The sequence below is a fragment of the Burkholderia sp. DN3021 genome (assembly GCF_049805555.1).
GTDB classification, from domain to species: domain Bacteria; phylum Pseudomonadota; class Gammaproteobacteria; order Burkholderiales; family Burkholderiaceae; genus Burkholderia; species Burkholderia pyrrocinia_C.
On the sequence record NZ_JBNCAB010000026.1, the window covers coordinates 51,484 to 72,514 of the forward strand.

Genomic DNA, 21,031 nt, shown 5'->3' on the forward strand with positions numbered 1-21,031 from the left:
GTAGTACTATGCAAAATTCCCCGGCTGACGCCATATCGGTGTTCGGATGTCCAATCTGGAAATCAAGATATTATGCGAAAACGCGTGCATTTGAGCTGCAAAGCGTTGCAACTGCGTACCCGAGCGGAAAATCCGGCCAACATGATCGGGGTTCACAGCGGACGATCCTACCAACCACGGAGTTCCGCTCTTGAAGTGAGCCCGATTTTTATTCCACCAGGAAGTAATTGCGCCATGGTCCGGTTGCAATCGCACCGAATCATGCTGCTGCAGCACAGTATCCTCGTCGTGCGTCGATGTCGTTCTAATCAGAAACTCGCTGTCATCAAGATCGATGCCAGTAATTAAATGCATCGCCTGAAATGCAGCGTCAGACAATCCGTTCGTCGCTAACTGGGCGATAAGATCGTCGACAAACGCCGGATCACCGTGATGAGCGACAAACGGCATTTTCAGTTCAGCAGGAAGCATTTCAAATACTTCTTGAGCCTCATGGTCGCCATAGCTCACCGCATGCCCGAGGTATCTGGCTAGTCGGTCCAGTCTTGCAAGTGCGATTTGCTTCGCCAAACCGCGCTGTTCCTCAGCCAGCGGCTTACATCGCCGGACTATGTCGACAAGCCGTCGCTTCACTCGCGTGTCACGTCCAAACGTCATTAAACCGTCAGCAGCGGCGATTTGGACATCTAGGTCATCGTCATCGAGTGCACGAAGAAGGAAATCTCGAGCAGATGCTGCGGGGAGTTCCGCCGCGAGATGGCAGGCAGCGACCCGCACCCAATGCGACTCATGATCGAAGTATCGAGCCACGTCCGGTGAGGCGGTCGGCAAAGCAAGCTCCCGCCGAGCGATTATCGACAGCGCCAATGGAAGCGAGTGCGCAGCTGCCTTCCATTGCTCGAGTCGGGCAAAGACAGCCTTACGCGATGCCCATGAGATCGCGCAACTGAATCCGTGTACAGTCGACTCGGCATGCTCGTCGAGCAAATCCCACGCAGGTTCAAACTGGCTGTCGGCGTATTTCTCGAACGAGAGCACTCCGTATACGAACGCGTCGCCGTGGGATTTCCAGCGATCAAGCTCTCTGCGCGCCATCAGCATTCCGGCGTCGCCCGCCACACGTAGCCCATCGAGGTTTGCCTCAAGCAGACTATGAAACGATGCCAATTTCGTGATCGACACTGTCGGCGAACATAAGCTGCTGTCGCTCTGGCTCCAGTAGAACGCGGCATCCTGCGCGTGCCGCATCAGCAGTGGTCGTATAACAGGAGAGCCTGCAACCATAGAAACCGTCATTATCGAGTGGCCCGTTCATCCATCTCGAAGCGGTTGAAGATCAGCCGCCACTCATTTCCGTCGTGATACGCCGCGCCATGTACACCAGCCATCAGCATCATTCCATCCGCGACCGATAAATTACCGGCAGATATCTTGATTTCGGCTGGCAGCTCGACTTCGACGACCTTGTCGTCGATGACGTTCCACACACCGTAATCGGATGTGCACCAAAGCTGGTCTGCGTGCCACACAATGTCCTTGAACGGCAACGTCATATCGCCGCGGTGAATCATGACCCAAGTATCTTCTCGACCTTTAAAAAGCGTTCCCGACTGCGCCCCAATGTACACATCCCCACCCGGTGTACAGCAGACGGACGTCAGAAGCATGTTGGTCGGGAGCGGCACGCGCTTCCATTTCGAACCGTTGAAGCGCCATGCATTGCCGCGACCACCCACAGCGTAGAGATCATCGTGTGAAAATCCATCGATATCCGCGAAGCTTCCATCTTCGACGGCGTCGACGTTGTCAGGATCAGGGATCGGCAGATTGAGGCACAAAGAGGTCCAGTCGTTGACATCCGCCCGAACGCATGCGGTGTTATATCCACCGACGGCGTAGAGCCTGCCACCGATCATGCGGACGCGTCGGATCCCTCCGCGGCGAGGTCCTTGCTTACTGACCGGAATCGCGGCCTCGACTTCGGACCGTCCGCCCCCGCTTGCGTATACTTGTCCGCCGGCATCCACGGCAACAACTTGGTCTTTCCCGGATGCCAGTTTGGCCGCACCGACATGCAGCATACCGAACCCGGTCAGGCCACGTGACCCCATTCGTTTGTCGAGCGGCTCATCGAGATAGAACCCGACAATCTTCTTCGATACTTTCTCTTCCGACAGGGGACTGGCGTCCTCTCCTTCAGTCTCATTTCGCACAGCAAAATGAAAGTAATCTCGGTTCCGGACGACACAGTCGGTAACGTAGTACCCGTGCAGACTGTTCTTGTACTCCCGGTCCGTGATCATACCGCTTCCTTGAGTGTTCATTTTTCGGTATCCGTTGCGCTATCGTCCTGCCCGCCACCACCGGAGCTTCCCGAAACCGCAGGCAGGTCTTGGTTGCATTTACTTCGATAGTACGAGTCCAACTGGGTCTTCAGGCACTTCCTGCTGCACTGAGACTCAGGAAAAGTATCTCGAATGCTTCTAATGCCGTAGTCTCGCGCCTTTTCATACGATAGTGTGTTGCTGCCGAATAACCCAGAAGTATGGTCCTTGATCATGATGGCCATCGCCTTATGGATCAGGCCGTGGGAACCGTTATTGTTGTTCGTACCTTCCACGCAGACCGTCGGCGCCGAGTTCTTGTCGTATCCCGGGCAGCGACCGCCTTTCGTCATTTCATCAGGGAGAATATGGTGGCCCGTTTGTCCTGGGCAACATCCTTTCCCATTTAGGTTCTTCGGTGCCTTAGTCTCGTCATAGGTGACAAGGATACAGCGGCGCGCTCGCGTGCAGGCGTTGAAACGCGACAGAACGCCCATGCCTGTGGCCATGGCCTGCGTCGGTGACATCTTGGCTGCATCAACAGCAAGCGCTTCGAGTTCCTTCGAAGCCTGTCCAACCATATCCTTGATGTCGCCGATTTCCTGGACGGCTTTGTAAGCCTCTTTGCTGAGCTGGTAACCCTGATAGGCGGTGCTCGCCCAGTCATACGCATTCAATGCTGTCGCGCCAATTTCAGTTACCTCATCGAAGATACCGCCACCCGCGACAGCGCCTACGCCCCACCGCGTCAGCGCCCGCTCCCCGAGTTCTGCTCCGCGCTTCGCGGCTGCTTGGCCGACCTTTTGCTCGACCTCAGCTTTTACCTTGTCGACCAAGGGGGTCAACATGTTCTTCACGGTTTCCTTGAAGTCGGACGTCATGTCCTTCAGCAGGCTGTTGAACTTGTCGATCACATCCTTGACGCCGCCGCTGGGCTTAATCCAAAGCCCAGTGCAGTGCTCCATCCAAGCGGTGTTGCTATTGCTCTCGAGCTTCTTTTTGATGTCGCCTTCGAGCTGATCAAGTTTTTGGAGGGTTTTCGGGCTCAGGAATTTATTCAAGACTGCGTGCTTGGGCACCTTGTCGTCGCCAGCCGGTTTGCAAGCGTCCTGAACCTTCTTGAGCTCGCCAGAACAATCGCGGCGAATCGCATCGCTGTCCATGTAAATGTGAGGTGGCGTGTTCCCCGGATCTGATGCGTGGTTGTGCGTCATCAGATCCTCATGTCGAGGAACCCCTTTACCCTCGAACATCACATCATGGGACCACGAGATGAAATACGCCTTGCCTTCGATCGCACCAGTCGCAACGCCTTTCGGCAACGATTCGGTTGCCCCCTGGTCGCCGATACTCGTCGCAAAATACGAAGTGTCGGCCTGCGCAACCATCGAGCCACAGATAAATACCGTGCTCGTCCCGTTTGCGAGATCTTTCGCGTATGCCGTGTTTGGATACGGTACAACGATCGGCCCTGCAGGCGGATTCGGTGGACTCCAACACGGGTCTGGAAACGCTGCCGTGGACTTGCCCTTGGCAGCTTTCGAGCAGGCCTCGCGATTGTTCACATATACGTTCGTGCTCATCGTCCTACCCCTGAAGCCACAAAGCTCGCATCATTTTTCTTGTGGAAGGGTTCCGGCCGATATTCGACCATGACGGCGGCCCGCCGTCCGTCGTCATTGCTGAAGTGAAGAAGGCCTCGACGGCCGGGACTATCCCAGCGACCGGCAACTGCACTTAGATAAGCGAGCAACAACGGCCCAACAGCAGCACCTGTTTCTCCAATGCTGCTCGCCGGAGTGTAGTGAGGGAAACTTTCCACCTTCGTTTCCAGGCTACCTGCGATGGCTAGCGACGCTTCTTTGAAGTAGTATGACTCACCGCTGATGTCGCTCATATGGAAAGCGCACTCGCTCACCGCGAAACCACTCATTTGACTTGCATCGCGGATCGCTCTCTTGAGTCCTAAACCACGAATTGGCTTCTCTGACTGGCTAATCCGGGCGTTCTCCTCTGCGCATCCGACGCCGGTAATTAGCAGCCGCCCCGGTGCTCCATCGTCGAGACCTAACAAAACTGCGCCCGCCCCCTCTCCGGGAATGTACCCGTCGCGGTTTTCAGTTGAGAGAATTCGCTCACCCTCGAGATGCTGGACGACAACGTCCGTATGCAGGTAGCTGTCTATGCCTAAGACCATCACATGTCCAACACGCTGCTCGTCTAGCAACGAATGCGCGCGCAAGAGGGCTTCTCCAATTCCTGCCTTTCCGGCCCGCAAGATTCTCGATTGTCGGTTAAAAGTCAGGCCGGTTTCCTCAGCACAAGAGGTCAGGATCTCATCGGGCCAGTCGTCATCGGTTCCGGGGCGGCTTGGCTCGGGCACCAGTAGGAACAGTGCCGTCGTTTCCGGTGACCAGCTCACGCCAGAACTGGTGCGGCATTCTTCGACAACAGCGTGAAACATCTTAGCCAGTCGGGCGGGCCCCCACTCTTCGATTCCGTCCAAATAAGCACCTACAATCGGCTCGCCATCAAAGCCGACGAAGCGGGTCTCCCGGAAGTGATTGATGTTCGCGCGTATCGCAGCACAGGCTGATAGCGATGAATGGCCGACTGCACAGCACATTCCGATCTTTTGAATCGCAAGAGGCGTCATAATTTTTCGACCAACGTGATCTCATCTTCGCAGTCGTCAGGTGCCGATTTTGTGCTGCGCTTACCTCCACACCCGGTACATCCAGCTGCCCCCCCAATCTTCGCCATCCACCAGTTTTTGCAGATTGGTCCGACGGCTACCGTATCAATCTCCTGAATCCGGCGTTGAAGTGGAATGCTGGTCCGCCAGACGACGCTGAAGCGTTCTTCGTCTGGTTCGAAATAAAGCGTATCGACATGCACTTCTGGTTCGTGCACCTGATAGTCAGTTCCCAGAATTCGAACCGGCATCTGACCCAGATTCGGGAGCTTGAAGCGAACGTGCGGTCTACCCTGCATCAGATTGAGCAGTTCCACGATCTCACCGCCCCGAGGAAATTCGATTTGTTGGTCCTCTGGTGCACACTGATAGTAGCGGTCGTCAAAATCCTCAGGCAAGAACGGGAATACGTCACGGCGCCATCGCTCATCGTATGTTCCTGCATATGTAGTTCGCTTCGGATCGGATCGGCTGATTGCTGACAGTGCACGAGGCTGATAAATCTTCTTCGGAGATTGAATCGGGTCGTCAGCAGATTCGAGATTCGGCATTGAAACGCCGACCATCTCTTTACTCGATGGCCCGTACCCGATGCCTATCGGATTTTCCCGATGCGTGAACGATTGTCTTCCACTATCGCCCTCGACAATCTGAACCCCGCCGTAGGCCCTCCCATAATGCAGCGGCACACGCGTGATCGGCGCAGGCTTGCCCGGCCTAATTCCAGTCAACCGCTTTTCCCAGAGACGATCGCCAAAGACGCGCAACGTCTTGTTCATTGCACCGACTTGAACTCGAACATCCAATTGCGTCACGGGACTACGATCAGACGCGTAGGCGTTGGCGTTAAACAGCACGTCGCACCGCTGTTTGCGCAACACGAAGTCCGCTTCGTAGAGTGACGCCGATAGACCTGGTTCACCAGCGTAGACGTCAGCCATAACGAACGGTTGGCTTTCGATCGGCTTAGCCGCGCCATCATTAGCGGGTATGCCATATGTGCCCTTCGCAACGATGATCAGATGCTCACGCCCCTCGACATCGAGGGCAGTAGAGACCTCGACCGAGGAGTACTTGCTTCCATTCACGATGTCCACTGCGACGTCTCCTCGTCGCGTCAGTTGAGTTGGACCGATCCACCTCGAATGCGCTGCGTCGCACTCGCGTGGCTGGTGACATATGTGCCGCGGATCTGAACAATACCGTCGCGCGTCAATAAAATCCGTGCATTGCCGCAGCGAAGCTCGATCTCTTGTTGTGCTTCGATGACGATCCGTTCGCCGACCATCGCAGCAGCGCTTTCGTCTTTATCGCTCAAGGTCGGCTCTAGCAACAAGCCCATAACGATCGGCTGCGTCGTGTCGCCGCCAACGAACTGCACAGCGCAAGTGCGATCTGCTGAAGTTTCGTCGAGCAGGGACAAGCACTGCGCCCATGCGTCCTGCAGATCAATCGTGAGGAAACTGATCTGAACTCGACCGTCCTCTCTGATGCGACGAATTCGTGCAAGCGCTACCCCAAATCGCAGATCGTCCGGCTTCGTTGACGATGACTTCGATACACTTTCGGACAGCGCGCCCTCGATCTCGACACGGAGGGAATCAGGTAGACGAGTGTTCATAATCAGTTCCCGAGAATTTTCTTGCCCTTCATGTTGATTTCGCCGTCAGCCTTATAGTGCTGCTCGCCGGTGCTCCCGACATTGATCTCGTGTCCGTTGATGGAGATCGTGCCATCGCTCTCCATCACAAGGTGCGCTTTGCCAACCTTGATTTCCAATCGATCTCCAGCAGTAATGGTCCAGGTTTTTCCAACCAGCGTCGTCTTGGAGAGGCCAATCTCTTCGGCCTGTGCGAGCCCGACGACCGTATTCATTGCACCGCCGACCGCTACGTTGTAACCGGCGCCTATCGTCAGTGCCTTGGCGAGTCCGATCGTCTCGGTTGAAGCGAGCGCGATCAGAAGATTCTGCAAACCTTCGATCGTCTCATTTCGGTTACCTCCGACCGTCAGGGTCTCGTTGCTACCAACTCGTTCGGTTCGGTCCACGCCGATCGTGATGGTCTCGTTGTTGTCGACCGTCTCGGTTCGGTCATGACCAACATGCACCGTTTCGTCGTGGTCTATATTCTTCGTGCGATCGTTGCCGACCCAATGTGACTCGTCGTGCTCGACCTCGATTCGCTGATCCTTCTCGGCGTGCAGCCACACCTCTTCGGCGCCCTTCTTGTCCTCGAAGCGGATTGCGTTGGCCGTGTTCACGTTCCCGGTCTTGGTCGAGCGTGTGAGAATCCCGCTCTGCGTCGCGTTCGCCGGCAAACCCCACGGCGGCATGTTTGCCGAGTTGTAAACGCTTGAGATGATCAGGGGGCGGTCCGGATTCCCATCGAGGAAAATTACGACCACCTCGTTACCGATCCGCGGTATCTGAATCATCCCGAATCCGCTGGCGGCCCACGGCTGCCCAACGCGCACCCAGCACGAACTCCCCTGATCGCGCTTGCCCAGACGATCCCAGTGGAACTGCACCTTCACGCGGCCCAGGTTGTCCGTGTAGATCTCCTCGCCCTCGGGCCCAACGACGACCGCAGTTTGCGGCCCGATGATCGACGGCCGCTCGACGGTGAACGCCGGACGATACGGGATCTTCTTGCGGATGCAGGTGAAGCTGCACTGATAGGTCGCGGCACCTTCTCCAGCCTGGTAATTGTTCGTGCCGCTATGCGTCACCGTGGTCAGCAGGAACTGGCGATCTTCAGGCTTGGTGCTGCCGTGGTCGTAGTGATCGTCGAGCTCGAAATACAGGCAAGGCGACAACCGCCGGCTCGTGCTCGTACCGATGAAAATCTTACTGTGCGCGGCAAGCGCCTGCGTCCGGAAACGCGTCAACGCCTCGCCACGATCACTATCGGGAAAACCATGCTCCCCGAGGTAGTCGTAGACTTCGTACGATGGCACGTCGCCCTGATCGACTTCCGTGCCTCCAGACACATACCTGCGCGCGTGCGGCACCTTGTAATCGAAGGTCTTCAATCCGACGTGCGTGGACTCGAGCTGGCGGCTCGCCTGAAACGTGGTGATCACCGCCAGATTGTCGAGCGCCTCGCCCTTCGTGTACTGCAGCACTGGACTGCGGCCGCCGATCGGCTTCGCGGCAACCGAGTTATCCGTAATGATGAGCTTGTGATCGTCCTTCGCGTGCTCGAAGAAGAAAAACAGCCCGTCCTCCTGCATCAGACGCTCGACGAATTCAAGGTCCGTCTCCCGATACTGCGTACAGTAGCTGCGATTCTTCGTCGCCTTCGACAACCGGAACTCGAACGACGCAATCTTCCCGTATTCGCGAAAGACTTTCGAAAGAATTGCTTCGGTATTCTCTTCCTGAAAAATCCGAATGTCCCGGCTGCGCGAAAGCATCCACAGCCAAGGCACGATGGTCGCACTGTAGAGCGTAAAGCTGCCGTCATGGTCGAGGTGCGAGAAGTTGGCCACGTACCCGTGGAAGTACCGCTCTTCCGAACTCGCCAATGCATCGGTCAACTGCAACGTAATCGTTACAGGTTGGCCGATCAGCTTTTTCAGTTCGATATTCGAATCTTGAGAAGCAAGTCGAACGTAGAACTCGAAATTCTGAGATAAACCCTCAGTACCCTGAAAATCGACGAGCACCAGATCAGACCGTCCTTTCATTGGCGTCTGGATGGTGAACAAACGGTTGCTCTGTAGCCCAAAAAAGCTTGGAATATCTAACAGTTGCATGGCGCCCTCGGAACCCCGCATCGGAACGGCAGGATATTATTCGTCGACGGATATTAAACTGCGTGCCCCGGGAAGGATCAAGTTTTGCGTTTCGTTTCTGTACCTGGAATATGGGGACGGAGCCGCACGGAAGGTGAATGGATAATCTTCTGCCCCATTACGAATACGAGATCGGTCTGCTGTTGCGTGGCGTTGCCGAATTTGCCCGACGCTATCCGAAGATTGGCGCCCGACTGGGCATCGCCAATGGCCAGGGCGATCTGCATGTCGACCGGATGATCCAGACATTCGCGCTGCTGGCCGCCCGTGTCGACGCGAAGCTCGAGGACACCTACCCCGAGTTCACCGAATCGCTACTCGAAATTCTTTACCCGCAGTACCTGCGCACCGTGCCCGCCTGCGCGATCGCCCAGTTCGATCCGACCAACCTGTTCGGCCAACTTACGGTGCCCTTCACGATGCAGCGCGGTACGTTGCTCGATGCGAATGCGGCACCGTGCCGGTTTCAAACCACCTACGATGTCACGCTGGCGCCGCTGCGGATTCACTCCGCACGTTTTGCCCCGGCCACGATGGTCCCCGCGGCTGTCCGGCTTCCGGCCAACGTCTCCGCCATCCTTTCGATCGCGTTCGAAAGCGCAACGCCGACCGAGACGTTCGATGGCGCGATCCCGTCTGGCGCGGTTCGTATTCACCTGGCGGGTGACCGCGCCCGCGTCGCCGCGCTTGCCGACGCGCTGCAGCTGCGTGCAAGCGCGGCGTTTGTCGAGGTCGATCAGAGCGGCCGGTGGGCGGCATTATCAAAGATCCCGATCGAATCGGTTGGCTTCGACGAGAACGAACGGCTGTTGCCGAAAGAATCCACCAGCACGTCGGACGCATGCCAAACCCTGATCGAGTCTTTCGCGTTCCCCGAGAAGTTCGATTTCGTCGACATCGACCTGGGGCGAATGCGCCGCGCTTCGCGTGCGCCGGAGGCGCGACAAATGACGTTGCACCTTGCCATTCGCGACGTGCCAGCGGGATCGGCTGCCGCCCAGGCACTGCACGACCTGGACGTCACGTCGTTCAAACTTTTTTGCACGCCGGTCGTCAATCTGTTCAAGCGAGACGCCACGCCCATCCAGCTGACGACCACCGATCGGGCGCACCCCGTGACGCCCGAGCCGCTGGAGACCGGCACGCCGCTCGACGTGTACTCGATCGACGCCGTTCATCTGGGTGATCGGACGCAGTCCGAACTCGAAAAGGGAATGCCTTCCTCCGCTGCGGCTTCACGCACGACCGTGCTGCCGTACCACGCGTTCAGCCATGGCCGGAAACCTAATCCTGTAATTGCTTACTGGACTGCGTTCCGGGATCCGCATGCAGCGGCAGGCAATGCACGTGCCCCGCTGCTACTGTCGCTCGTCGGGCTGGAAGGTAACACCGCCCGGGTGAAGCACCCGCAAACTGATGTCGACGTCACGGCCACCAATGGAGAACTACCTTCGCGGCTACCGGTCGGCGCGCCGGACAGCGACCTCGTTCATGAAGGCGCCGCGCTGGCTTGCCCCATTCGGTTGCTCACGCGGCCGACTCTGCCGAGCGCGCTTGCGCGTGGGCACGATGCGTTGTGGCGAGTCGTGGCGGGCATGTCGTTGCATCCGTTCGATCTGACGCAGACTGGCCTGAAGGCATTCAAGGATTTCTTGCGGCTGCACGCACCGCGCGCAAGCGTCGTCGCTCAACGCAGCATCGACGCGATCGCCGGGCTGGACTACCAACCTGCGAGGAAGTGGATGTCGCTCGACGGTCATTTCCCGTCGTTCGTGCGTGGTGTCGAGATCATCGTGTCGCTCGATGAAAGCATGTTGCGCGATGTCACGATGCACCTGTTCGCACGAATGCTGGATCTGCTTTTCGCCCCGTACGCGCCGACGAACAGCTATGTACAGCTCATCATCCGTTCGTCGCAAACCGGACACGAACTGCACCGCTGCCCGGCGCAATCCGGAACGCGGCCGTTGATCTAGTCAATGCAGATAGCCGACCAGAATGCCAGCGCCGGCGCCCGCTTGCAGGCCAACCGTCGTGCCGCCCATCAGCAAAATCGCAGGGGCGTGCGCAATCGCGATCTCGGCGAGCCACGTCATCGCCGGATTCGACAGGCCAAGGGCAAGCTGCGCCGAATTGATCCCCAGGATCATCGCCGAGCCAGCCTTGCCGTAGCCGATGCCCACACCCCCATCGAGGTACACCGTAGCGCCCCGGAAATCGCTCTTGGTCAACTCGGTCCCACTAAACGCCGGCGCCATGTAGATGAGCCCCGCACTATCGAACGATTTGAGAGAGCCGGCCCCTCCGACCTCGTGCCCGGCTATCTTGGGTATCTTGATCTCCGGCAGGGAAAATCTCGGGAGCTTGATCTTCGGGAGACGAAGGCCGAAACCGATGCCCACACCTACGCCGCCGTAGTAAAAATCGGTTTCGGTTCCACCGGGGTCGGCGAGAACGATCGTGCCGCCGGACGCGACGACGAATTCGATGCTGACGCCGCCCGTCGCTCCCGTCTTATAGCTCCAGTTGCTTGGTCTCAGAATTGACACGGCCAATCCTCTCAGAGGTTGTTATTTTTTTGACGGAAGATTCATCGCCGCGAAGAAGATGAATCCGATGCCGAAAATCGTGGCCATCAACGTCCAGTTCCACACGGCACCGAACCGGTCGATCGTGGCAGTGCGGGCGGGCGCCTCCGGCTGATACAGGACGGTAACCTTGTCGCCCACCTTGGTACCGTAGATCATCCCGCCTTGCGGGTAAGACACGCGTTCGCCTGTTTTCGTCACGAACTCGATCTGCGGGTGGCTGCCACCGGCGTTGAGGCTGACCACCTCGCCAGGCACAGCGATCGCAGTCTGCAGGAACCCTCGCGTGGACCACCCGATGACAGCCGCGATCACGAGAAAAACGACCCCGATCGCAATGCCTGCAATTGCCTTGAACATGAGCCCTCTCGATTTCTGTTATTCGACATGCGGCACCCCTTCAGTTGCGGGTCTGTGCGCGATTTTAGCGCATTGCCGGACACCGGCCGCCGACGCGCCGGACGGACGGTTACCGATTTCGGATCGCGTTTAGCCGGTCCGCTACGTCCGCACCTCGCCCTTCATTTCCGTGTGGTTTCGTGCCGCCGCTTTTGGCACGTCTTGTCGGTCGTCGTGATGCCGATGAAATAGCAGCGCGCGCACCAGTGGCCGCGTCGGATCGTATTCGGCGTGGCGAGCCATCGGTGGCCGCGAGCACATTCCCCACCCGATAATGTGTGTCTCCGTCGACATCAAAGACAAGCTGGCGAGAGAATAGTCAACCTGAGGTCACGGCCTTTACCTCGCATTCATATGCCGCATCTTGCCTCGGCCGTGCAACGTTCTATTGCTGAATCGTCGCACTCTTCAACAGGCCGCCAACAAACTGCGCACTCGCCTTTTCCAGCGCGAGCGCCTCGAGTTGCTGGCGGATCGCGGCCTGCGCCTGATTGAATGCCGGCACCTGCGTCGGTCGCTTGGCGTCGAGCTTCACGATAACGCGCGCGCCGTCGACCGGGATCGAATCGGGCGTAACGGCACCGACCGGCAGCTTCTCAAGCGCCTAGGCGATCACGACCGGCAATCCGGATGTCTTGCCCTTCGTCGCCGGCGTCGTGAAGCTCACCCAAGGCAACTCCCCACCGCTATCGCGGCTCGGCGCGATGCTGTACTGGCGAGCCAGACCTTCAAACGACTTCCCTGCCTTCAGTTCGCTCACGACGGTGCCGACCTCTCCGACGTTAGAGAAGAGTCATGTAGGGGCTCCAAGCTTTCCGACGTCGCATGGCAGAGAAGCGTGCAAGGTCACAGCTCGCGCCTATTTGCCCATGCTCGCCTTTTCTGCCTCGCAAGGCTGGCATGGAGCGGCCCAGTCGAACCCACCTCCCTTCTGGACAATCTTCGGAAATCCATTGGAAGCGCGCACCGTGTTGCAGTTGGGCCAGCGCTTATCGAACGTCCGTACAATCATCCTGTCCGGCGGTAGAAATTTATCGAGCCATTGTGGGCCGCCGTCCTTTTGTAGCAGGTCAATCGCCAGCACATGCACGCCGGACATTGGAACGTCTGCCCAATTGCTCGGACACGAAGCCTCCAGCGCCTTCAACTCTGGTGTCGCAGCATATTCCGGATTCCCGCCGAATACATATCCGGCGTCAAACAGGGCTTTCTTGGTCTGTGGTTCGCACTGAGCCCATGCCGTTGCCTCTGCCGCCGTCGTCGGAGCTTTGGTATTGATTGACGCTCAATAGGTATCAAACCATTCCTGCCCCGTCTGGTAAAACCAGCCCTTAGTCGCTCCCCATGCGACTGCGGCCGCAATGACGATGACGCCCAAGGCGCTGCTTCCACTATCGTTGCTGCTCACGTCTGCCCCCGGCTCTTTCTATTACTCGAAAGCATTATCGGAGTTGGGGAGGCAGCGGGCAATCTGACACTGGGCGGCGAAGCGACCGCGACACGACGAGCCTCGTGATGAATTGACCAAATCTGGTTACACCACGGTTACATGGACGACTGATTGATGGCTGATGCAGCGAGAGAGCGGAGGTAAGCACTTGATTTTACTGGCCCGCCCTACACGATTCGAACGTGTGACCTACGGCTTAGAAGGCCGTTGCTCTATCCAACTGAGCTAAGGGCGGTCGAGGAGAAAAGACACGGCCTGACGCGGACTGCATTTGGCACGAGGCTTTGAGCAACGGGGGCAGCAACACCACCACCCAACACTCAAGCCCTCGAAACAAAACGGGCCCGGCATGAAACCGAGCCCGAAATTATACCCGATCATCGCGTCACATCACGCGAGACCGATCATCGCGGCATCAAACCGGCTGCGGATGCAGCATGAACCAGCCGAGACAGAACACGCCGGCGATCACGCAATACACGCCGAACGAAGCCAGCCGGCCGCGCCCTTCGAAATAGCGCATCAGGAACCGCACGCTCAAGTACGCGGCGATCGCCGTCAGCACGCCGCCGAGCAGCGCATCGGCGAGCTGGTCGCGCGCATGGAACAGCTTCGGCAGTTCGAGCACGCCCGCCGCGAAGATGATCGGCGTGCCGAGCAGGAACGAGAACTCCGCCGCCTTCTCGGCCGTCAACCCGGCGGCATTACCGGCGATCATCGTCAGCCCGCTGCGCGAGAAGCCCGGAATCAGCGCGCCGATCTGCGCGAGACCCACGAAGAACGCCTGCTTGAACGTCATCTTCTCGGGCGCCTGATGCGCGCGGCTGCGCTGGATGCGATCGCCGAGCCACAGCAGCACGCCATTCACGATCAGCGCGATCGCGACGATCCGCAGGTCGTGAAACACGCGTTCGATGCGCTTCTCGAGGAGCAGCCCGACGATGCCGGTCGGGATCGTACCGATGATCAGCGCCCACATCAGGTGCCCGTCGTCGTTCTTACGGCCGCCGAGCTGCGCGAAGAAGCCGCCGATCAGCGCGATCCAGCGCGCACGGAAGTACCACAGCAGCGCCAGCGCGGTGCCGAGGTGGAGCGCGACGAGGAACGGCAGCAGTTGCGGTGCGTGCTTGTCGATATGCATGCCGAACAGCGCCGGCACGAGCAGCGTATGGCCAAGGCTGCTGACGGGGAAGAGTTCGGTGACGCCCTGCAGGACGCTCAGGAATACCAGAAACCAGAGACTCACGCGTCGGTCCTTTTAGTCGAGATTAAGCGGGAAGAAAGACGGACGACGCAATGCGCGTCCGAAAAAACGCGCCCCGATTATGCCGAGCCAGGATTACTGCGCCAAGGCATTTGGCCGGATATTGCGGCAATGCACACAAACGCTTGCAATTTGTAAGCGCACAGAAAGCAAAAAGCCCGCCATTTGCATGGCGGGCCTTTCGACTTCGGCAGGAATTGCCGTCAGCGGCCGAGCTGATAGAAAAATAATACCGTGCTGCCGGTGAACATGCCGAACAGGGCGATACCCATTGCCATTGCCAGATCCATGGCCCCCTCCACGAAGTGTCATGACCCGGCAACATCACCGGTTTAGAGGCATTATCCAGACCGTTGCCAGTGTTAAAAACTCGCAATTTCCCGAGAAGGGTTTTCCCCGACCTGCCGCGGCCCGATAATGGAGCGCGCCGTGTCCCGTCCACCCGCCCAACCCGATTCGCCATGCCGATCTTCCAGCAACACGACATTCACGAACTTCACGCCGGCCCGTCGCTCGTCCGGGTCGCCCCGCAATTCGGCGGCCGCCTGCTGTCATGGCACGTCGACGGCGAACCGGTCATCTTCTGGCCGGAAACGGCCGACTGGAGCAACCTCGCGCGCGTGCGCGGCGGCAATCCGCTGCTGTTCCCGTTCCTCGGTCGCCACCGCGTCGACGGTGAACTCGGCCGCTGGCGCGACGCCGCCGGCGTGGTCCGCGACCTGCCGATGCACGGCTTCGCGCGCGACCTGCCGTTCGCCGCGCACCCATCGGCCGACGGCGCCGCCTTGTCGATGACGCTCGACGCGAACGACGCGCTGCGGGCGAGCTACCCGTTCGATTTCCGGTTCGAAACGACCTACCGGCTGGCCGACGCGCATACGCTCGAAGTCGCGCTCACGACGACCAATCGCGGCGATACGCCGCTGCCCTACTACGCGGGCCACCACTTCTATTTCGAATTGCCGCACGGCGAACGTGCCGACACGACACTCGAGTTGCCGCCGACTCGCATCTGCCAGCAACGCACAGACGGCTCGATTAGCCCGCTCGAACCCGGTGAAGCACGCTACAGCCTCGACGATCCGAACATCCTCGATCGCTTCCACTGCCTCGACGGCGAGCCGTCCGCGCCGGTGCGCATCGTGATGCCGGGCCGCCGCCGCACGATCGAGATCGCGCTCGACGTGCCGGGCTCGATCCCGTGGTACGCGGTCACGACCTGGACCGAAAAGCCGGATTCGGACTTCTACTGCGTCGAGCCGTGGCTCGGCCTGCCGGATGCGATCCACAACGGCCTCGGGCTGCGCATGCTCGCGCCCGGCGCGATCGAAACGGCCACGCTGCGAATTCGCGTGATCCCGCTCGCAGGCTGACAACGGGCGCGCCGAAACGGCGCGCGATGACCTCGACCAAGGCCCCAAACTGCGGTGCGCGGGTCGAACCCGTTAAAATCGGACGTTTTGTGTTGCCTGCCGCGTCGTGCGCGGCAGGGTCTTGCGAGGTTCAATGTTCGGAACAACAACGAAGCGACTCTTCGCAGCCGCCTGCGCCGCCCTGCTCGTCGCGTGCGGCTCCGCGCCTGTCGGCCCCGGGTTCTATCGCGTCGAGCGCGGCGATACGCTCTACAAGATCGCGCGCGACAACCGCACGTCGGTGCAGAACATCGTGCGCTGGAACCAGATGGCGAACCCCGATGCGATCGAAGTCGGCCAAGTGCTGCGCGTCGCGCCGCCGCCCGGCACGACCACCGCATCGACGCCGTCGACCACCGGCACCGGCAGCGCGGGCCGCGCCCGCCCCGCGCCTTCCGCGCCGGTCGAATCGGCCGTCAAGCCGGCCACGAGCATTTCGCTGGTCTGGCCGGCGGCCGGCAATGTGGTCCGCACGTTCGACGGCTCGAAATCCAAGGGTATCGACATCGCGAACTCGCCGGGCACGCCGGTGATCGCGGCCGCGCCGGGCGTCGTGGTCTATGCGGGTAACGGGCTGCGCGGCTACGGCAACCTGATCATCCTGAAGCACAACGCCGATTACCTCACCGCATACGCGCACAACCGCGCGCTGCTGGTGAAGGAAGGCCAGTCGGTCACGCAGGGGCAGTCGATCGCGGAAATGGGCAACAGCGACAGCGATCGCGTCGCGCTGCATTTCGAGTTGCGCTACGGCGGCCGCTCGATCGATCCGTCACGCTACCTGCCCGCGCGCTGAGCGCGCGACAGCCGGCGCGCGATGCCGGTGTGCATCGCGTGCCGTCTCGGGCAAAATCGGGAAGGTTGAATCAGCGCTTGCGCAGACGGCCGGTAAACCGGCCGGACAGCGGATCGACGTGACGGGCAAATGCCACCAGCACGCCGATTCCGATCAGGCTGAACCCCGCAGCAATCAGAAGCAAATCCATGGTCCTATCACTGTTGTGTCGTGATCTTATGCGTCATTGTGGAATCGTGCACTGAGCCGTGGCTATTGGACGAGTCCGAACATTCCCTATCAGCAGTCACCATTGTCGATTCGTCTGCATGAAACCCTGATGTAATCCGTTCGCCCGACGCCACGTTCGACACCCAGGAGACCCGCGATGCTGCCCGCCGCCGACCGCTACGACGACCTGCTCTCCCGCTTCGGCTGGGCCGTTCCGGCTCGCTACAACATCGGCGTGGACGTCTGCGACAAATGGGCCGACGGCAGCGGGCGCCTCGCGCTGATCCACGAAACCGCGCAAGGCGACGTGATTCGACTCACGTTCGACGACCTGATGAATGCTTCTAACCGGCTCGCGAACAGCTTCGTGCGTGCCGGCCTGCGACGCGGAGACCGGATCGGCATCTTTCTCGCGCAGGGCCCCGAAACGGCCATTGCGCATCTCGCCGCATACAAGCTCGGCGCGATCGCGGTGCCGCTCTTCACGCTGTTCGGCGTCGATGCGCTCGAATACCGGCTCGCGAACAGCGAAGCATCCGCGCTCGTCACCGACGCGGCCGGCTACGCGAAAATCGCGCCGCTGCGTGCGCAACTGCCGGCACTGCATACCGTCTACTGCATCGGCGACGATGCGCCCGACGCGCCGGGCGTGCTGCGCTACGATGCGGCGCTGGCCGCCGAAACGCCCGACTTCGTGCCGGCCGATACGGCCGCCGACGATCCGGCGGTGATCATCTATACGTCCGGCACGACCGGCAAACCGAAAGGCGCGCTGCACGCGCATCGCGTGCTGCTGGGCCACCTGCCGGGCGTCGAGATGTCGCAGCAATGCTTCCCGCGCGACGCGCGCCTGTTCTGGACGCCGGCCGACTGGGCGTGGATCGGCGGCCTGCTCGACGTGCTGCTGCCGTCCTGGCATCACGGCGTGCCCGTGCTCGCTCGCCGCTTCGAGAAATTCGACGGCGACGCGGCGTTCGCGCTGATGGCACGGCACGGCGTGACCCACGCATTCCTGCCGCCCACCGCGCTGAAGCTCATGCGTACCGTCGCGGCACCGCGCGAACGCTACGCGCTGTCGCTGAAATCGGTCGCGAGCGGCGGGGAATCGCTCGGCACCGAGCTGACGGCCTGGGGACGCGACGCGCTCGGTGTGACGATCAACGAGTTCTACGGGCAGACCGAATGCAACATGGTGCTGTCGTCGTGCGCGGCGCTGTTCGATGCGCAGCCGGGCGCGATCGGCAAGGCGGTGCCCGGTCACGTGGTCGCGATCGTCGACGCGGACGGCACGCCGCTGCCGCCCGGCGTCGAAGGCCGCATCGCGGTGCGCCGCCCCGACCCGGTGATGTTCCTCGAATACTGGCGCAATCCCGGCGCGACCCGCGACAAGTTCGCGGGCGACTACCTGCTCACCGGCGATACGGGCACGATCGACGCCGACGGCTTCGTGCGCTTCGTCGGCCGCGACGACGACGTGATCACGAGCGCCGGATACAGGATCGGCCCGGGCCCGATCGAGGACTGCCTGCTCACGCATCCGGCGGTGCGGATGGCGGCCGTCGTCGGCGTACCCAACGCGACGCGCACCGAGATCGTCAAGGCGTTCGTCGTGCTGAACCCCGGCCACGTCGGCGACGATGCGCTCGTCAGCGCACTGCAGGCACACGTGCGCACACGCCTCGCCGCGCACGAGTATCCGCGCGCGATCGCGTTCGTCGACAGCCTGCCGATGACCGCGACCGGCAAGATCGTGCGCCGCGCGCTGCGCGACGCGTGAGCCGTCCGCCGCCCGCTCGGGCCGCCGGCCGGATGGTTTATAGTGGCGCCACGCAGTCTTTCCAAAAAACCGATGTCCTCTGAACGCCAATCCGCCGCGGGCGCGTCGCACAGCCCGCTCTACGCCAAACTCCTCGGCGAGACCGCCAAGATCGACTGGTGCGATCTCGAGCGCTTCTTCGCGCAGGGCAAGCTGCTGTCCGTCGCGCGCGACCTCGATCTCGTCAGCGTCGCGGAAGCGATCGCCAGCGACGAAGCCGAACAGGTCACGCGCTGGCTGTCTGCCGGCCTCGTCGCGCGCATGCCGGCCGAAACCGCGGCCGACTACGCGGCGCGCAACCCGGAGCTGTGGGCGGTCGTCGTGTCGCCATGGGTTTGCGTGCAGGAACGCGCCTGACGCGTCCGCCATGTCCGAATCCGCGTTACCGCACGGGGCCGGCACTGATTCGGCCACCGTCACGCATCGGCGCGTCCTCGCGCTCGCCTTCCCGATCGTCCTGGCGAACCTGACCCAGCCGATCCTCGGCGCCGTCGACACGGCCGTCGCCGGCCACCTCGACGGCGCGCAGTATCTCGGCGGCGTCGCGCTCGGCGGGCTGTTCTTCAATTTCGTGTTCTGGGGCTTCGGCTTCCTGCGGATGGGGACGACCGGCCTCGTCGCGCAGGCGCACGGTGCCGGCGATGACGCAGGCATCCGCCTGAACCTGCTGCGCGCGTTGATCGTCGCATTCGCGCTCGGTGCCGCGGTGCTCGCGCTGCAGGTGCCGCTGCTGTCGTTCGCGCTGACCGCGCTCGGCGGCAGCGATGCCGTCCGCGCGACGGCGCTCTCGTACAGCCACGCGCGAATCTGGAGCGCACCGTTCGCGCTCGCGAACTACGTCGTGCTCGGTTACCTGCTCGGCGTGCAGCGCGTCCGGCTCGCGCTGGTCGCGCAGGTGTTCATCAATGCGGTGAACATCGGCGCCGTGCTGCTCTACGTGTATGGCTTCGGCTGGGGCATCGCCGGCATCGGCGCCGCAACCGCCACCGCGGACGCGTGCGGCTTCGCGCTCGGCGCGTGGATGCTGTGGCGACTACGGCCGCGCGGCCTCGGGCCAATCGCCGCGCGTGCGCTCGCCGACCGCGCGGCGCTCAAGCGGCTGATCGCGCTCAATCGCGACATCTTTCTTCGCACGCTGTGCCTGCTCGGCGCATTCGGCTGGTTCGCGCACCTCGGCGCGAAACAGGGCGACGCGACGCTCGCGGCGAACGCGCTGCTGCTGAATTTCCAGACCTTCATGGCGTACGGCCTCGACGGCTTCGCGCATGCGGCCGAGGCGCTCGTCGGCGCGGCAGCCGGCGCGCGCGACCGTGGCGCATTCCGGCAAGCCGTGCGCGTCACGCTGTTCTGGTCGGCGCTCGGCGCGCTGCTGTTCGCGCTCGTTTACTGGGCCGGCGGCGGCTGGATCGTCGCGCGGCTGACCGATCAGGCCGAGATCCGTGCAGTCGCGCTGCGCTACCTGCCATGGGCCGCGATCTCGCCGATCGTGTCGGTCTGGGGCTTTCTGCTCGACGGCGTGTTCATCGGCGCCACGCAGACGCAATCGCTGATGCGCGCGATGATCGTGTCGTTCTCGATCTTCATCGCGGCCACGCTCGCCGTCTGCACATTCGGCAATCACGGCCTCTGGTTCGCACTGCTGCTGTTCATGGCCGCGCGCGGCGCGACGCTCGCGCGCTACCTGCCGGGGCTGTTGCGGCGCATCGGCGCCGACGCGCACGCCGCACGCGCCTGACAGCCGCCCAGGCCGACCGTTACTGCACGGGCTTCGGCGGCGGCACATCGAGCATCGAAGGCGGCGTCATGTCGGTCGGCACGCCGTGATAGTCGGCCGGATCTTCCGGCGGGTGGCCGCGGCGGGCCTGACGAGGATCGCTGGTGCAGCCCGCGAGAAGCGCTGCGGCCAGCACGGCCAGCATGAAACGGGTCATCGGGTATGGCTCCGGAAATCGGCGCGCCCATCGCGCGCCAGGACCGCGCCGAGTCTAGCGGAAATCCGGTTTCGGGGTCGCGCCGCGCATGTCCTACTATGTACGCATGGCGCTGTGCCGTGGGAAGGAGGCTGCCATGTCGTCTGAGGAAATTGCGGGCCTGATCGGCCTGTTCATCGGCCTGATGGTGCTGGCCGCGCTGTCGTACTTCGAGGCGCGGGAATACAAGCGCAGCCATGACGGCGAAGGGATGATCCACCACTGGATGGCGGAACATCACCTGCTCGACTGGCGCCGCAAGCACTGAGCGAGCCGCCCCGCCGTTCGGCCCGCGTCGAACCCGGGCCG

At 61.2% G+C, this 21,031-nt stretch carries 18 protein-coding genes, 1 tRNA gene and 1 pseudogene; 7 read left to right on the forward strand and 13 right to left on the reverse strand.

All coding sequences use genetic code 11. The annotated features are described in order from the left end of the window. Window positions 1-6 precede the first annotated feature (6 nt). From ACPUER_RS15510 to ACPUER_RS15540, 7 genes are read right to left on the reverse strand one after another with little or no spacing between them, the layout of a single operon-like run. Window positions 7-1,248: a HEAT repeat domain-containing protein gene (locus ACPUER_RS15510; RefSeq protein ID WP_425131515.1), complete on the reverse strand. Its 1,242-nt coding sequence runs from the start codon at window positions 1,246-1,248 to the stop codon at window positions 7-9. Between the two features lie 47 nt (window positions 1,249-1,295). Beyond that, the gene (locus ACPUER_RS15515) at window positions 1,296-2,324 is read right to left on the reverse strand and encodes a WD40/YVTN/BNR-like repeat-containing protein (RefSeq protein ID WP_208457437.1); all 1,029 of its coding nucleotides are present in this window, start codon (window positions 2,322-2,324) and stop codon (window positions 1,296-1,298) included. Beyond that, a complete protein-coding gene (locus tag ACPUER_RS15520) occupies window positions 2,321-3,907 on the reverse strand; it encodes a PAAR-like domain-containing protein (protein WP_310134835.1) in 1,587 nt (528 codons plus the stop codon). Before ACPUER_RS15520 ends, ACPUER_RS15515 begins: the two co-directional genes overlap by 4 nt. Beyond that, complete coding sequence (locus ACPUER_RS15525) at window positions 3,904-4,980, reverse strand: hypothetical protein (RefSeq protein WP_310134838.1); 1,077 nt, start codon at window positions 4,978-4,980, stop codon at window positions 3,904-3,906. The genes ACPUER_RS15520 and ACPUER_RS15525 overlap by 4 nt, the downstream gene beginning before the upstream one ends. Further along, entirely contained in the window at window positions 4,977-6,116 is a 1,140-nt protein-coding gene (locus ACPUER_RS15530) for a DUF2169 family type VI secretion system accessory protein (protein WP_425131516.1), read from the reverse strand. Before ACPUER_RS15530 ends, ACPUER_RS15525 begins: the two co-directional genes overlap by 4 nt. A 20-nt stretch (window positions 6,117-6,136) precedes the next feature. Then, on the reverse strand, window positions 6,137-6,640 hold the full coding sequence (locus tag ACPUER_RS15535; RefSeq protein ID WP_425131517.1) for a DUF6484 domain-containing protein: 504 nt from the start codon (window positions 6,638-6,640) through the stop codon (window positions 6,137-6,139). A 2-nt stretch (window positions 6,641-6,642) separates the two neighbouring features. Then, the gene (locus tag ACPUER_RS15540) at window positions 6,643-8,778 is read right to left on the reverse strand and encodes a type VI secretion system Vgr family protein (protein WP_425131518.1); all 2,136 of its coding nucleotides are present in this window, start codon (window positions 8,776-8,778) and stop codon (window positions 6,643-6,645) included. Window positions 8,779-8,915: 137 nt separating this feature from the next. On the opposite strand from ACPUER_RS15540, the gene tssF reads away from it, so the two are divergent. Then, complete coding sequence (gene tssF / locus ACPUER_RS15545; protein WP_425131519.1) at window positions 8,916-10,793, forward strand: type VI secretion system baseplate subunit TssF; 1,878 nt, start codon at window positions 8,916-8,918, stop codon at window positions 10,791-10,793. Here the strand turns inward: tssF and ACPUER_RS15550 are convergent, their stop codons facing one another. The 5 genes and pseudogenes from ACPUER_RS15550 to ACPUER_RS15570 all read right to left on the reverse strand — a co-directional run bounded on the left by ACPUER_RS15550 (window position 10,794) and on the right by ACPUER_RS15570 (window position 14,500). After that, window positions 10,794-11,366 carry a hypothetical protein gene (locus tag ACPUER_RS15550; protein ID WP_310134856.1) on the reverse strand — a complete coding sequence of 191 codons (573 nt, stop codon included), beginning with the start codon at window positions 11,364-11,366 and terminating at the stop codon, window positions 10,794-10,796. 21 nt (window positions 11,367-11,387) lie between these two features. Then, window positions 11,388-11,765, reverse strand: coding sequence for a DUF3592 domain-containing protein (locus ACPUER_RS15555; protein ID WP_310134864.1), 378 nt, complete (start codon window positions 11,763-11,765; stop codon window positions 11,388-11,390). Window positions 11,766-12,189: 424 nt separating this feature from the next. Further along, window positions 12,190-12,570 (reverse strand): annotated as a pseudogene (locus ACPUER_RS15560) (peptidylprolyl isomerase); the annotation flags it as partial. 842 nt (window positions 12,571-13,412) lie between these two features. Beyond that, window positions 13,413-13,489 (reverse strand) — tRNA-Arg (locus ACPUER_RS15565). 180 nt (window positions 13,490-13,669) lie between these two features. Further along, window positions 13,670-14,500 (reverse strand): undecaprenyl-diphosphate phosphatase, encoded by an 831-nt coding sequence (locus ACPUER_RS15570; RefSeq protein WP_021157259.1) that lies wholly within the window; start codon window positions 14,498-14,500, stop codon window positions 13,670-13,672. Window positions 14,501-14,979: 479 nt separating this feature from the next. Between ACPUER_RS15570 and ACPUER_RS15575 the strand changes: the two genes are divergently transcribed. The 5 genes from ACPUER_RS15575 (at window position 14,980) to ACPUER_RS15595 (ending at window position 20,487) form a co-directional block, all read left to right on the forward strand. After that, window positions 14,980-15,891: an aldose epimerase gene (locus tag ACPUER_RS15575; RefSeq protein WP_425131520.1), complete on the forward strand. Its 912-nt coding sequence runs from the start codon at window positions 14,980-14,982 to the stop codon at window positions 15,889-15,891. A gap of 133 nt (window positions 15,892-16,024) precedes the next feature. After that, window positions 16,025-16,726, forward strand: coding sequence for a peptidoglycan DD-metalloendopeptidase family protein (locus ACPUER_RS15580; protein WP_175962444.1), 702 nt, complete (start codon window positions 16,025-16,027; stop codon window positions 16,724-16,726). A gap of 367 nt (window positions 16,727-17,093) precedes the next feature. Next, a complete protein-coding gene (locus ACPUER_RS15585; RefSeq protein WP_310134879.1) occupies window positions 17,094-18,713 on the forward strand; it encodes an acyl-CoA synthetase in 1,620 nt (539 codons plus the stop codon). A gap of 72 nt (window positions 18,714-18,785) precedes the next feature. Next, window positions 18,786-19,109, forward strand: a complete 324-nt coding sequence (locus ACPUER_RS15590; RefSeq protein WP_111017361.1) for a DUF2288 domain-containing protein — start codon at window positions 18,786-18,788, stop codon at window positions 19,107-19,109. A gap of 10 nt (window positions 19,110-19,119) precedes the next feature. Continuing rightward, a complete protein-coding gene (locus tag ACPUER_RS15595) occupies window positions 19,120-20,487 on the forward strand; it encodes an MATE family efflux transporter (RefSeq protein ID WP_425131521.1) in 1,368 nt (455 codons plus the stop codon). A gap of 19 nt (window positions 20,488-20,506) precedes the next feature. Here ACPUER_RS15595 and ACPUER_RS15600 read toward each other — a convergent pair whose 3' ends face one another. Next, a complete protein-coding gene (locus ACPUER_RS15600) occupies window positions 20,507-20,683 on the reverse strand; it encodes a hypothetical protein (protein WP_175962441.1) in 177 nt (58 codons plus the stop codon). A gap of 136 nt (window positions 20,684-20,819) precedes the next feature. Here ACPUER_RS15600 and ACPUER_RS15605 point away from each other — a divergent pair, with 136 nt between their 5' ends. Beyond that, a complete protein-coding gene (locus ACPUER_RS15605) occupies window positions 20,820-20,990 on the forward strand; it encodes a hypothetical protein (protein ID WP_174419115.1) in 171 nt (56 codons plus the stop codon). Window positions 20,991-21,031: the final 41 nt, after the last annotated feature.

Bases quoted from the DNA above. Each gene is read 5' to 3' on its own strand.
- ACPUER_RS15580 (WP_175962444.1), top strand. From the start codon at position 16,025: ATGTTCGGAACAACAACGAAGCGACTCTTCGCAGCCGCCTGCGCCGCC.
- ACPUER_RS15520 (WP_310134835.1), bottom strand. From the start codon at position 3,907: ATGAGCACGAACGTATATGTGAACAATCGCGAGGCCTGCTCGAAAGCT.
- ACPUER_RS15595 (WP_425131521.1), top strand. From the start codon at position 19,120: ATGTCCGAATCCGCGTTACCGCACGGGGCCGGCACTGATTCGGCCACC.
- ACPUER_RS15535 (WP_425131517.1), bottom strand. From the start codon at position 6,640: ATGAACACTCGTCTACCTGATTCCCTCCGTGTCGAGATCGAGGGCGCG.
- ACPUER_RS15525 (WP_310134838.1), bottom strand. From the start codon at position 4,980: ATGACGCCTCTTGCGATTCAAAAGATCGGAATGTGCTGTGCAGTCGGC.
- ACPUER_RS15605 (WP_174419115.1), top strand. From the start codon at position 20,820: ATGTCGTCTGAGGAAATTGCGGGCCTGATCGGCCTGTTCATCGGCCTG.
- ACPUER_RS15600 (WP_175962441.1), bottom strand. From the start codon at position 20,683: ATGACCCGTTTCATGCTGGCCGTGCTGGCCGCAGCGCTTCTCGCGGGC.
- ACPUER_RS15590 (WP_111017361.1), top strand. From the start codon at position 18,786: ATGTCCTCTGAACGCCAATCCGCCGCGGGCGCGTCGCACAGCCCGCTC.
- ACPUER_RS15555 (WP_310134864.1), bottom strand. From the start codon at position 11,765: ATGTTCAAGGCAATTGCAGGCATTGCGATCGGGGTCGTTTTTCTCGTG.
- ACPUER_RS15575 (WP_425131520.1), top strand. From the start codon at position 14,980: ATGCCGATCTTCCAGCAACACGACATTCACGAACTTCACGCCGGCCCG.
- ACPUER_RS15540 (WP_425131518.1), bottom strand. From the start codon at position 8,778: ATGCAACTGTTAGATATTCCAAGCTTTTTTGGGCTACAGAGCAACCGT.
- ACPUER_RS15510 (WP_425131515.1), bottom strand. From the start codon at position 1,248: ATGCGGCACGCGCAGGATGCCGCGTTCTACTGGAGCCAGAGCGACAGC.
- ACPUER_RS15515 (WP_208457437.1), bottom strand. From the start codon at position 2,324: ATGAACACTCAAGGAAGCGGTATGATCACGGACCGGGAGTACAAGAAC.
- tssF (WP_425131519.1), top strand. From the start codon at position 8,916: ATGGATAATCTTCTGCCCCATTACGAATACGAGATCGGTCTGCTGTTG.
- ACPUER_RS15585 (WP_310134879.1), top strand. From the start codon at position 17,094: ATGCTGCCCGCCGCCGACCGCTACGACGACCTGCTCTCCCGCTTCGGC.